Origin of the sequence: Alteromonas gracilis (assembly GCF_002993325.1) — a bacterium.
GTDB lineage: Bacteria > Pseudomonadota > Gammaproteobacteria > Enterobacterales > Alteromonadaceae > Alteromonas > Alteromonas gracilis.
On sequence record NZ_PVNO01000026.1, the window covers coordinates 1 to 13,223 of the forward strand.

Sequence of the window (13,223 nt, forward strand, 5' to 3'; positions counted from 1 at the left end):
GCTTTACGTCTTGAGTTCAATTGGTGAGTGCAACGCTATCCTTATTAAAGGAGGAATGTTGCCATGAAACAAAGAAAACGTATCTATTACTCACCAGAACAGAAAGCGCTTATTTGGGACAGATATAAGCGAGGTGATTCGCTGCATGATATAGCTAGAATGTTTGATCGCTTTCACTCTTCTATTATGCCAACTATTTATCAAACTGGTGGATTTCGGCCACCAGAACGAAAAAGACATCCACAGTCTCTCTCGCTTGATGAAAGAGAAGAAATATCACGATGCTTAGTCGGTAAACAATCCATTCGAGAAATTGCCAGACGTTTGTCCAGAGCGCCATCTACAATTAGCCGTGAAGTAAAAAGAAATGGTGGGTTGAAGCACTACCGCGCCGTGAAAGCTGAACAACGAGCATGGGATGAAGCATTGAGACCTAAGCCATGTAAGTTAATTGGATCCCCAGAGTTATGTAAACTAATAGCTGTTAAGCTTAAAAGGGCATGGTCGCCACAACAAATTGCGGGTTGGTTAAAGCGACAATACCCCGATAATCAGGAAATGTACGTGTCTCACGAAACCATCTATAAAACACTCTTCATTCAGACGCGAGGCGCTCTAAAGAAAGAGCTACAAAAGTTTTTGCGGTCAAAAAGAGCGGTTCGCAAATCTCGTCAATCTTCACTGAAAAGGTTAGGTCTAGGCAAAATCCCTGATGCTGTTTCTATAAGTGAACGACCTGCATCAGTTGAAGATAGAGCGATCCCTGGTCACTGGGAAGGCGACCTAATATGTGGCTCCAACAACAGTTACATAGCGACACTAGTAGAGAGGCACTCTCGATTCGTAATGCTGGCGAAAGTGGATGATAGTAGAACGTCGACCGTGATTGCTGCACTTATCAAGCACGCTCAAAAGCTACCTAAGGAACTATATAAATCTCTAACTTGGGACAGGGGGAGAGAAATTAAAGACCACAAACAATTCACACTAGCCACGGATATAAAAGTCTATCTTTGCGATCCTTACTCACCGTGGCAACGTGGTACCAATGAAAACACCAATCGATTACTACGACAGTATTTTCCAAAAAGTACCGACTTATCAGTACACAGCCAACAAAAACTTAGCAGTGTAGCGAGACAACTTAACGAAAGACCAAGAAAAACGTTAGACTATGAAACACCAGCACAGAGATTTAACCAATGTGTTGCGCCCATTGATTGAACTCAAGGTACATAGCAGCCGTCTAGCTTAGAATATACTAAGGGTGGTAACTGGCACAAAAAGGATTAGGGGCATGTATCAGTTCACACCCTAGAATCTATTCTTTCCTAACACCCCGAATATTCCCATCCATCACAAGCGTCTTAACCGATCCGCCTTCGCTTTCAGCATCACCCTCAAAACGAACACTACTGCCATTCTTAGCAAAGAATCGACCGTCACCCTCATGAAAATATTCTTCATTTTCAACGTAAGGTAAGGCGTTAAGCACAAAACCACTGGCTGTTTTTTCAAGCACCACATCAACGTTAACAGGGGTAGTTACCACGTAAGTTCCAATGTGTTTACTTAGCTCCTTTTGGTTTATGGGTACTAACTTTTTAATTTCAGCTTTCGAGTAGCCAACGTCCAACGCTTCTTTTAAGCGTATTTCTAGCTCACTAATTAACTGCATACCATTATTACCGTTCGTCATAATAGCGTAGCCGTTGCCGGTATCTAGTTCAATGTATAGCTGCGACATAAACCCAGCATCTGCGCCGCCGTGCCCAAAGCCTAAAATTTCACCGTTATCATCCATATTGATGAAAAAGCCTATTCCTACATTAGGCGGCTCAATACTTGGCGTATTGTTGGTTAACATTTCTTGTGCGGTAGCTTGCGATATCCAGCCTGTTTCTTGCCCTAAATAGGCACTGCGAACGCTGCTTGCCATTTTCAACATGTCTGATGGCGTGCTCCACATGCCTGCCGCTGCTAATGTGGCGTAGGTATGGGCGCCACCTTTAATTGGCGCACCGTCGCCGTCGTACGGCGTAGCCATGTTGTTTGATAGGTTTTTCGATATGGGTTGTTCGAAGCCAGAGCGGGTCATGCCTAAAGACTTAAACAAAAGCCGTTGCGACATAGTTGGCAGGGATTCGTTAGCTACGTCTTGCAAGGTAAGTTGAGCAAGCGTAGTACCGCCACCTGAATAACGCATTTGCGTGCCTGGTTTAATATCAACAACAACAGCGTCGGTATTGGCTGGAAATGCACCTTCTAGCACTTGCTGCAACGTAGGCACAGGTTCGCCCGCTGCGTAACCAGGAAAACCATGTACTGTGGTACCCGCCGTGTGGCTTAACAATCTGCGTAAAGAAACAACGTCTTGCTCTGTCCATTTATGTTCAGGCAACTGCCAGCTGGTGAGTAAGGTATTAACACCTGCATCTAAATCTATCGGGTTATCTTCGCGATATTTCATCAATACTGCCGCAAATGCGGGTTTAGAAATACTGCCTGCTTGGAACACCGTGTTTTCATCAACATCCAATTCGGTCGTTACGTCTTTAACACCGCTTTGCATGGTCCATGCTAGTTGCCCATTTCTCATAAACGCGACAGATACACCAGGTACATCATAATGCGCTTGTCTTTGCTCTAAAGATTGGTAATCAACCTCTTGCCCTTCAATTCGAATGCGTTCAGTAAGCCCAGTTTTTAAAAGGTTGGCTTCTTGAGATTCTTGGGCAGCAGAAGGAGAGGCAGGTAGGGTTTTAGATTCCGTGCAGCCTAAAAGTGAAACAAGGCAAATAGAGATTGTTAAAGTGAGCAGAACCTTAGTTGGTTTCATTAGAAGTATTCCATTACCCAATTTCTTTTCCAAGTTAACTTCAGGCTACGTTGCTATGGCTACGCTGTCAATTAATCTACTGTGAGGTAGAACCTACTAAATAGATCCTGCTTTTATTAGCAAAGACTAGGCTGTTACACATAAACGCCGCAGCGTATAGGCTTCGTAGCACGAACTTTTTCCCCTGTACTTCGTAATCATTTTACAAACAATAAAAAGCAATCAACAAAGGGTTCGCAATGATTAATTACATCACTCTAGGTACGAAGGACATTGAGGCGTCTGCACAGTTTTACGAGAAGTTGTTAGAAGATTTTGGCGCTAAGCGTTTGGTAAACATGGATAGAATAAAGTACATCGGCAAAAATATGAAAGAGCCAATGGTAGCAGTGTGTATTCCATACGATGAGCAAGACCCGCGCCCGGGTAATGGCAATATGTTTGCAATTGCACCTGGCAGCAAAGAAAAAGTTGACGTCATGTACGAAAAAGCAATATCACTAGGCGCTACCTGCGATGGCAAACCAGGGCAGCGCGTACCGAAGTTGTTCTATGGCGCTTATGTGCGCGACTTAGACGGCAACAAAATTTGCTTTAACTTCTTCGGGTAAAACGAGTGAAGCAGTATTCGTTTCTTAGGGCTGGGCCACGGATACTGCTTATTTCTTACTAGGAACGTAAATGTACTAAATTCCAGTAAAGACATTATTCATCAAATAAGCACCTACTGATAAACAAACAAGGCCTAGTGCCACCAAAGGCACCATCATTGTAGCTACCACTTTCGCTGTTTCTTTACTCACGTCTTTTTTGTGTTTGCTCATGTCTGATACCTCGTTAATTTGTCGCTAGATTATACAGCTTGTTAGACAACGGTTTTTAGAGGTATACGGCTGATTTTAAGACAATATTTTTTAATATTTGTTTGTGGTTTGTTAATAAGGGGCGGGGTCGCCTAATCACTCGCCCAGCAATAGCTGTTGAACTGTTTGCTTAATAAAAGCCTGCAAATTTTGCCTGTCCTGCGCAGGTAAATATCGGATATGTGCATCAATAAATTCAGCTTTTAAATAAATGCGTTTTATTGCGGTGTTTATCCGCGCTATATGCTTCGCTCCTTGTGGTGTATCAGGGCAGATAACGTGGCCTGATACATGGCTTGGGTTACCCGCAATGGAATAACTGCGGACTGCAACTGGCATCTGCTCTCCATAGCTTAGGTAAATACTGGCAGGAAAAATTAGCGCAAAATCAGATTTTCCCTTTGCAAACATGTCCATAAACCGAGAGTAGTAAACATCATTTGCGACACGATGTATTTGCTCTCGACTAACTAGCTTTAGATCTTCGTCAATCTTTTCACCGAATGAGAACTCTTCTGGCAGCACAATAAAAGCGTCGGGGTAGGCTTCCATTACCTGAGATACACTCAATAGCTGACCTTCCTTGTTTAACAGGTATTTATCTATCGGTGGCAGTGACGCTAGTTGATAAAAACGTTGTGTTTGAAAAAAGTTGAGTGGTAATGAATATAGGTGATTTTTTTCGCGTTCAGGGGCTTTTATTTTATTGAGTACGCAAATGTTTTCGCCATGTTGCATATAGGCGAAGGAACGGACAAGGGGGACATGAAGAACAGGTTCTTCATACCCTAGCTCATCAACGAGCATTTGTACTGTATCGACCGAGGTTGAAAAAGGCTGGTCGTCCAGATTTACTCGTTCAGTTAGAAACGCATTGTCAGCGTGGAAAGCGAATGCGTTTTTTTGATCACCGATGCCGGTTGCATTTGCACTAGCAAATGTTATTAAAGATATAAATAGTCCAACCCTGACCAACGTCTTAATCCTTGGCAAAACCTTACTGTAACTCACTTGTGGCGAGCAATTCGTATTTTTAAATTATGTGAATGTCGAAGAGATATACACATTTTGGAATGAACCGAACTGAAAATATAGTCTTTTGTTGTATACCTTTTTAAAGGCAGAAAAAAGCCGCATTCAGCAACGTGATGCGGCTTTCCGAGCTGGGCTGAAAGACAGCCTTCTAGAGCAATTACGTTAAAGGGGTTAGCTAGAACGACCCTCACTCATAGCTGCCTGTTCAAATACCTTAACTTTCGACATATGATCACCTCCTTATCTTTGTTGCTAAAACTGAATCGAAAATAACATAGGTGGTGTTGAAGTAAAGCATAGCTTCATTAAAGAAAGTTTAGGGGCGTGCGAATAAATACACGGTGCCAATAACGTAACGAATAACAAATCAAAAGCAACAATATAAACCTGTTTAATTAAATCTACGTAACCAATGCTAACTGAAACTCTTTGCGCCACCCGTTGATGTGTAACAAACGCTTCACCGTGTAACCAGCAGTACGCAAACTCTCGAAAAGGTTAGAACGTCGATGAAAACAACAAATAAGCACAAAGCTAGCATGAACCGAAAGGCCGTACTATTGGTTACGTTATTTACTACCTCATTTTTTACGTCTGCCCAGTCAGACTCATCTGAACAAGTTGAGATGAAAGGCACTGTAGGCACTTCGGTAATGGGGAGTGTGCAGTCGACCTTCGACAATCCATGGGCCATGGCTTTTTTGCCAGATGGGCATAGCTTGGTAACGGAAAAAGCCGGCACATTATGGCTGCTTGATGAAAACCAGCAAAAGCGTTTTGAAGTTAGTAATGTGCCAAACGTTACTGCACGCGGGCAGGGCGGGCTAGGTGATGTCATCATTCACCCTGACTTTGCGTCAAACAACACTATTTATATTTCTTACATTGAGCGAGATGAGAAAGACGATGCCTTCAGCGGCGCGGTAATAGAGCGCGCCACGCTTACTATTTCTGACAGCGGTGCGAAGCTGTCTGATAGAAAGCTAATTTGGCGTCAATCGCCGAAGATGACCGGCAATGGTCATTACTCTCATCGCATGGCATTTTCGCCTGACGGCCATTTGTTTATTACCTCTGGCGAGCGCCAGAAATTCACGCCGGCACAAAACATGGCGATGAACTTAGGTAAGGTACTGCGCTTAAACGACGATGGTAGCGTGCCAAAAGATAACCCGTTTTATGGTCAAGGTAGCGTAACCGAACAGATTTGGACACTTGGTCACCGCAACCCGCTGGGCATAGACTTCGATGAGCAAGGTAATTTATGGGCTCACGAAATGGGGCCTCGCCATGGTGATGAGCTCAACTTAATAGAACGAGGTCGCAATTATGGTTACCCAACGGTGTCGCAGGGTGACCATTACTCGGGCGTAAAAATTCCTAATCACGAAGACATTCCTATTTTTAAATCGCCCGAGTTAGCTTGGGTGCCCGCTATCAGCCCGGCTGGTTTTATCATCTATAAAGGCGATAAGTTTAGTGACTGGAACGGGAATGGTTTTATCGGTGGACTGTCTTCAAAAGCATTAGTTCGCGTTGCTTTTGGCAAAGATGATGAAGGCAAGTGGAAAGTGGAAGAAGCAGAGCGTTACGAATGGGGCAAGCGCGTACGCGAAGTCGAGCAAGACAGCATGGGTAATATCTATGTGCTTGAAGATAAGGAAGGCGCGCGCTTAATTAAGCTTCAGCTGCCTGAATTATGGTGAACGCCATAAAACACGCAGCGTTGAAGGTTGATATTTCCGTTAAACACAGTGTTTTGTGGCGTTTCCACTTTGCAATTTTACAAACATTAAATTCAGCGAGTTCATAGAGAGAGCATTATAAATCTGAATATCAATATGATACGTTGCCATTCTAAGCCAAGAAAGGCTTAGCTAATACAAACCTTAGGAACCCTATGAGTCAATTCCCCCAAAACTTTAACTTTGAACGCTGTGAAGATGAGCCTATACATATCCCCGAAAGTGTCCAAAGTTACGGTTTTCTTATCGCATTCAGCTACAAGGATTTGAAAATTGAAATTGTAAGCGAGAATTGCAATTCGATATTCGCAGACGAGATCATAGGGGAAAACTTTTTAGATATTTTATCCTCCGATTCTGATGAGCGCACGTTCCTTGAAGAGACCTTCGACAGAGTATCGGCAAGTAAGATAAGACTGCCCATTCAACTTCATCTTAAGGGGGCGCTCTTAAAAGCAGGCGAGGAAATAGACTATCTAGCGGTAGTTTACGATTCTGGTGATCACTATGTGGTTGAGCTAGAGCCCGCTACAGAATTTAGAGACGTTTATAGCGCAGAGCAATTTATAAAGCTCTATTCAATGTCTATCGCGCCGCGCTTCAAAGAAATGACGTCGCTAGGCGAGATGGCGCGAGAAATGGTTTCGACCATTAGATATCTCACTAATATGGATAGAGTGGTTCTTTATAAATTTAATGAAGACTATTCAGGCAAGGTCATAGCGGAAGCCAAAGCAGAAGATATGAAGTCTTATCAAGATTTATATTTTCCTGCTTCAGATATTCCTAAGCAAGCTCGAGAGCTTTATAAAACCAATTGGGTAAGGCTCGTCCCTGATACAGAACTGCCCCCTGCCAGATTAGTTCCTTCTGCAGAGGAATCGGGGAGAGAGCGTTTAGACCTCTCGCGTTCACTGTTACGAACGTTTTCGCCCATACACCTTCAATATATCAGGAATCAAGGTTTACGAGCATCGTTCTCCATATCGTTGGTAACGGATGGAGAGCTTTATGGCCTTATATCCTGTCATCATCGCGAGGCTTGTTATATTCCTCAAAACGTAAGGCTGCAATGTGAAAACTTGAGCCAATTGTTTAGCTGGCATTTGTTGGCTAAAGAAGAGGAGATTGCGAAACGCAAAAAGGATGTTACCGACAAAGCCGTTGACGCTATGCTCGACAAAATAGGCCCTGCGAACCCAATTAGTCGCGTGGTTAAGAGCGGCGAAAGGGCGTTTTTAAATGCGCTCAATAGCTCGGGGTTTGTTTATTATTCGCAGTACGAGACCATCACTCTTGGGTCTACCTTACCCATAGAGCTGATTAAAGACATCTTTTCTAAAGCGGTTAGCGAAGGCGGTTTTCCTTACACAAACGATTCGCTCTATGACGATTACCCTGATGCGCGAGAGCACGGCATAGCGGGTATTATGATCATCCCGCTGTTTGAAAAAAAGCAGTATTTTACCGCATGGTTTAGAAAAGAAACCCATAGAGTTCAAAAATGGATAGGTGCTGATGATGAGAAATCTGAAGATGCGCCAAAAGCTGAGCGTCTTAAACCTCGCTCTGCGTTTACTATCCATACCCGCACTATTGAAGGGCGCTCAACCGCTTTTGATAGGACTGATATTGATACCGCTAACCGCCTAAATAGAATGTTTCTTGTGTATGCGCTTGATGTACAAGAACGCATGCACATCAGTATTCAAGAGCTTGAAAAGCAAGACAACTACAGGAATGAATTTCTTGCTACGTTAGCCCATGAACTGCGAAATCCATTAGGACCAATCATGTCTGGGGCAAGCATTTTAGAAACCGTTGATGATGACAAAACGCGTAAAAGAGTGACCGCTATTATTAACCGTCAAGCTGAATATATGTCCAAACTTATCAATGATTTAATGGATGTATCTCGTATTACGCGAGGCAAGGTTAAGCTTGAGTTTGAACGGTTAAGTATTCAAGACGTGCTGTCAGACTCTCTTGAAATTGTTGAACAGCAGGTAAAATCAAAGAATCACGACATAACGGTAAATTGTCTTGAAGAGGATGTAACTGTTTATGGAGATAAAGCGCGATTAAGCCAGATTTTCTCCAACATTATTCACAACGCAGCTAAATACACGAAAGAGTCAGGAAAGATAGCTGTAGATATCAGAAAAGAAGGGGTCACGATTGTCGTTTCTGTTAAAGATAACGGCATGGGCATTCCGGAAGACAGGCTGAAAGATGTGTTCAACATGTTTACTCAAATTGAAGCGCACTCTACGCATACCAAGGGAGGCTTGGGTATAGGGCTAACGCTAGTCAGCAAGCTAGTGGCTTTGCATCATGGAGAGGTGTCTGTGATGAGTGAAGGCATCGATAAAGGAAGTACCTTTGAAGTGAGGTTGCCGATCTCTAAAACTGCCTATGAGCTGTCGGAAAGTACAGAAATAGAGTCTGTTGTGCACAGCAAAAGTAAAGTGATGTTTGTAGATGACAATGCGGACCTGATCGACGCCTATTGTTTGTTGGCTGAATCGATGGGGGTTAGCGCTTTAGGAATTACGTCTCCGAAAGAAGCGATTGATGCATTTAAAGCCTTTAAACCAAACTTTGTATTTCTTGATATAGGCATGCCGGACATAGACGGTTATGAGCTGGTCAAAATGCTGAAAGCGCTACCAGAGGCTGAGAATGTTAAGTTTTATTCTCAAAGCGGGTGGGGGTCTGAAAAATACGTAGAGGATTCTAGATCCGCAGGGTTCGACGAACATTTTGTAAAGCCCTTGTCGAAGGACACTATTAAGTCTGTGCTAAGTTAGCTTTGTTGGTCCCGCCAGTGCGGGAACTAAAGATTGGCGGTGAGTAAAGAAAAATACTCGCAAGTGAATAACAGCCGCGAAACGGGTTATAATAGCAGGCAAACGTAATTAGGAATAAATATGAAAGTCTGTGGTATAGATTTAAAAGGTAATGAAGCAATTATTAGTTTGGCGTCGCTTGCTGATGGTTTGTTTCATTTGCCAGACTGCCGTACGCGCCGTCTAACCCTTGCCGATACTAGCGCCAAGGGCTTAAAAAGCTTTCAAAGCACCTTTGCTAAGCTTGTTGAAGATTACAAAATTGATGCTGTAATAATTCGTCAGCGCCAAACCAAAGGTAAATTCGCGGGAAGCGCTATTGGCTTTAAACTCGAAGCCGCGATTGAATTGATTGACGGGCTAGAGGTAATTGTTTTCAGTCCTACGGATATAAAAGAGGCCCTACGAAAAAATCCATTAGCTGTGCCATTTTCAGAAACGGGATTAAAGCAGTTCCAAGAAACGGCTTTTATCACCGCTTATGCATGGCTGATGAAAAATGAATACGCCTCGCATGACGAAGATGAAAAATAAAGCCTGATATCCTGCGCTTTACAAATAGATAGGCCTGCGCAATCTACGCAGGCTTTCATAAGAAAAAAGCATTGTCCCTTTTATTACCGCTGCAGTATGGTTTTCTAACGGTAACCTTCGTTTCGTAATAACTAGCTTATCACTTCCTCAACTCTTGCATTCATCTCGACCAGGGCCGTAAATAGCGTTTCTAGCTGTTCATCAAATGCCTGGGTTGTTTGGCTTTCGTTTTGATTTATCGTGCGCTCTACAGAGCTTGCTAAGTCCGCTAGAGCGTAAGCACCAATGTACTTGAGGGCGGTAACGTAAATATGTACTACCCTTACAATGGTCATGTAGTCTTTTTCATCTATCGCCCTACGAAGCACATCTAGCTCACCGTTCAAGGCAGCAAAATCTTCTAATAAACTTTGATATAGCGCTTCATCGTTAAGGAGCGTTTGCATTGCTTGATGCTTATCTATGTAATCCAGTGGGGTGGGCTCGGATAAAGTCTCGTCAATAATCTCGGTGGTTGCCGATGTCTGTTGCTTGTTGAGTATTTCGACAAGCACATCAAAGAAGCGATTTGGATCCACGGGTTTATTAATATGGCCGTCCATGCCGGCTTCTAAACTTTTATCGATATCTTGCTGCATGGCGTGGGCCGTCATCGCAATAATAGGTAAGCGAAGTTGCAGTTCCTGTCTAATTCGTTGAGTTGCCGTTAACCCGTCCATTATTGGCATTTGGATATCCATTAATACCACGTCGAACGAACTGTCATTACGAAGCGTATTAAATGCCTCTAAGCCATTATTTACCACCTCAATTGTTGCATGGGTGTCTGCTAATAACCCAAGCGCCACTTTTTGATTGAGCGCGTTGTCTTCAGCAAAAAGTATTTTCGTGCCCCGTAAATTGGGTACAGGCGCTGCATCTGCTGGTAAAGATTTAGTGTTAACATTTAAGCAAAGCTCTTGCAGCTTATCGACAAGTTCACTTGTGCTAAACGGCTTTTTAATGAAGTTGCTAATACCAAGCTGTTTGGCTTGTTGACGCATATTGGGCGACTCAAATGCATAAAGCATGATCACTTTAGGCGGCTTGACCGAAGCTTCTTGATTCATGATGGCGGCCACCTCTAAGCCATCAATATCTGGCATATTCCAATCTAGAATAAGTATATCGTATGGAGCATTTTCGTTGGTGGACGCTCTAATTTTTGCCACCGCTTCTTTTCCGCCAGCAGCAATGTCTGCTTTGATATTGCAAATCGAAAGTGCTTCGGATATTGCATCCCGTGAAGCACTTATGTCGTCAGCAATAAGTACCTTCAACGCGGCAAGCTGATTTGAAGGAGAAACAATTTGATTTGAAGGATCGGCGTTTACAACTACGGTGAAGTGAAAGCTTGCGCCTTTACCAATTTGGCTTTCAACCCAAATTTTACCGCCCATTAACGAGGCCAGTTGTTTACAAATAGCCAACCCTAAGCCAGTGCCGCCGTAGCGTCTGGAAATCGATTCATCACCCTGATTAAATGGCTGGAACAATTGCGCCTTTTGCTTAGTGGTTAGACCGATGCCGGTATCTTTTATTTCAAACTCAAGTTGAATGTGATCACCGTTTTGCGTGGCCCGAATGCTTACTGACACCAGCCCATCTTCAGTAAACTTAATTGCATTGCTAACCAAGTTGCTCAAGATTTGTTGTATGCGAAGCGGATCACCTATCAGGTTTAAAGGTACGTCTCGAGAAATATGCTGAATGAGCTCTATATGCTTTTCTTCCGCGCGAGCTTGATGCAGACGGATAGTTTGGTTAACCAGTGAATCTAAGTTAAACGGCGTAGACTCAATGTCCAATTTGCCTGCTTCTATCTTCGAAAAGTCGAGTATGTCGTTAATAACGCTAAGCAGGGTGTGCGATGCCCCTTCTATTTGAATAAGGTTGGTTTGTTGTTCTTTATCTTCTGCTGCACGTTGAGATAGTTTAGTTAACCCGATGATAGCGTTCAAAGGCGTACGAATTTCATGACTCATGCGCGCCAGAAAATCAGATTTAGCTTGAGTTGCCTTCTGTAAGTCTTGGGTGAGGGAATCTAATTTCTTACGCTGGTGGCGCGTTCTAAGCCAAAGGCCGAGCACTAGAATAAGAGAAAGAATAACTACGCCGATAAAATACAGTTGGTATGTATTTTTCTTTTTTTGGATAAGATTGCGCTGCTCTTTTAGCAGGTTATCTTTTTCTAGCAGCTTTATCGTCTCTTCTTTTTCAGAGATAGCAAGACGAACTCGGTTAAGTGCTAATAACCTTGATTGCTGTTCGTTAAAGCTTTCTTTGTAAGCTTCCTTATATTGCTTTGCATATTGCAACGCTGCTGCTAAATTTCCTTTTTCTTCATGAAGCGTAATTAATTGCTCTAATACATCAAGCAGCAGCACCTTGTCATTTTTAATGATGTCCTTGTTAAGCCCCGCTTCAAGCTCGTTAATAGCAAGGTCTAATTCACCGCGCTGTGTATAAATCATTGCTAAGTGGATAAGGTGTGAACCTTCGCTGTAGCGGAACCCTACTTGCCGGTCTGCCTCTGACGCTTGATTCAGTCTTTTAAGCGCTTCGTTGAGATTGCCTTCTGCTATATGTAGTTCGGACATCGCGCCATAAACAATACCAATAAACGGATAACCGACTTCTTTGAGAAGGCTTTCAGCAAGCAATAAGCTCACTTTAGCATCTTGATATTTGCCCAATGCTCTTTGCGCATAACCTTGGTAAAAGTAGGCGATGCCTTCATCTTGCTTACTATTAAATCGTTGGGCTGACGCGAGGTATTGATGCCCAAACGTTAACATCAATTCATAATTTTTGAGCGACATGTAAACGTTGCCCATTGAGCTATAGACAAGTAAAACACGATCGCTTTCTTCTTTGTTAAAGATATCGAGAGCACGGTGCATAGCTTCTAACGCGTTAGCATGCTCTCCAGACAGATCTAAAATTAAACCCTCTAATCGGTAAGATTCAGCAAGGGCAGAAGCGTTATCGATTGCGTTAGCGCGCTTTCTGGCTAATAAGAGTGCTTCATATGCCAAGACGTAATCTTGTTTCAGAATGAAGTAGTAAGCCTTGATATTTTGAAAGCGCGCTTTGCCTGTTTCATCGGGATTGTCCATGAAAAACTGGTTTAATTGAGAAAACGTTTCTTCAACAGACGGGTCATTTTCTTGTACGCGCGCTTTAAGCCCTTTTAACAGTTCTTGAGAATTTGAAGCACTAGTTAAAGCGTTATCCACGGCATAGCTGGGCCGTACCATTGCCATTGCCATTGCAATCATACATACCAAAACGCTGAACAAGTGCTTCATTGCTAGTG

9 protein-coding genes are annotated in these 13,223 nt (G+C 43.1%); 5 read left to right on the top strand and 4 right to left on the bottom strand.

Annotated elements, in window-relative coordinates; translation table 11 throughout:
• The first annotated feature begins 63 nt into the window (after positions 1 to 63).
• Complete coding sequence (locus C6Y39_RS11910; RefSeq protein ID WP_105929651.1) at positions 64 to 1,224, top strand: IS30 family transposase; 1,161 nt, start codon at positions 64 to 66, stop codon at positions 1,222 to 1,224.
• Between the two features lie 97 nt (positions 1,225 to 1,321).
• On the opposite strand, the gene C6Y39_RS11915 is transcribed toward C6Y39_RS11910, so the two are convergent.
• The gene (locus tag C6Y39_RS11915) at positions 1,322 to 2,839 is read right to left on the bottom strand and encodes a serine hydrolase domain-containing protein (protein WP_105931490.1); all 1,518 of its coding nucleotides are present in this window, start codon (positions 2,837 to 2,839) and stop codon (positions 1,322 to 1,324) included.
• 239 nt (positions 2,840 to 3,078) lie between these two features.
• Here C6Y39_RS11915 and C6Y39_RS11920 point away from each other — a divergent pair, with 239 nt between their 5' ends.
• Positions 3,079 to 3,450 (top strand): VOC family protein, encoded by a 372-nt coding sequence (locus tag C6Y39_RS11920; RefSeq protein ID WP_105931491.1) that lies wholly within the window; start codon positions 3,079 to 3,081, stop codon positions 3,448 to 3,450.
• 75 nt (positions 3,451 to 3,525) lie between these two features.
• On the opposite strand, the gene C6Y39_RS18765 is transcribed toward C6Y39_RS11920, so the two are convergent.
• Positions 3,526 to 3,663 carry a hypothetical protein gene (locus C6Y39_RS18765; RefSeq protein ID WP_167390654.1) on the bottom strand — a complete coding sequence of 46 codons (138 nt, stop codon included), beginning with the start codon at positions 3,661 to 3,663 and terminating at the stop codon, positions 3,526 to 3,528.
• A gap of 135 nt (positions 3,664 to 3,798) precedes the next feature.
• On the bottom strand, positions 3,799 to 4,677 hold the full coding sequence (locus C6Y39_RS11925; protein WP_105931492.1) for a hypothetical protein: 879 nt from the start codon (positions 4,675 to 4,677) through the stop codon (positions 3,799 to 3,801).
• Positions 4,678 to 5,246: 569 nt separating this feature from the next.
• On the opposite strand from C6Y39_RS11925, the gene C6Y39_RS11935 reads away from it, so the two are divergent.
• The 3 genes from C6Y39_RS11935 to C6Y39_RS11945 all read left to right on the top strand — a co-directional run bounded on the left by C6Y39_RS11935 (position 5,247) and on the right by C6Y39_RS11945 (position 9,865).
• Positions 5,247 to 6,443: a PQQ-dependent sugar dehydrogenase gene (locus tag C6Y39_RS11935; protein ID WP_105931494.1), complete on the top strand. Its 1,197-nt coding sequence runs from the start codon at positions 5,247 to 5,249 to the stop codon at positions 6,441 to 6,443.
• Positions 6,444 to 6,637: 194 nt separating this feature from the next.
• On the top strand, positions 6,638 to 9,292 hold the full coding sequence (locus C6Y39_RS11940) for an ATP-binding protein (protein WP_105931495.1): 2,655 nt from the start codon (positions 6,638 to 6,640) through the stop codon (positions 9,290 to 9,292).
• 120 nt (positions 9,293 to 9,412) lie between these two features.
• Complete coding sequence (locus C6Y39_RS11945; RefSeq protein WP_105931496.1) at positions 9,413 to 9,865, top strand: DUF3010 family protein; 453 nt, start codon at positions 9,413 to 9,415, stop codon at positions 9,863 to 9,865.
• 131 nt (positions 9,866 to 9,996) lie between these two features.
• Here C6Y39_RS11945 and C6Y39_RS11950 read toward each other — a convergent pair whose 3' ends face one another.
• A complete protein-coding gene (locus tag C6Y39_RS11950) occupies positions 9,997 to 13,215 on the bottom strand; it encodes a tetratricopeptide repeat-containing hybrid sensor histidine kinase/response regulator (protein ID WP_240618879.1) in 3,219 nt (1,072 codons plus the stop codon).
• Between the last annotated feature and the right edge of the window lie 8 nt (positions 13,216 to 13,223).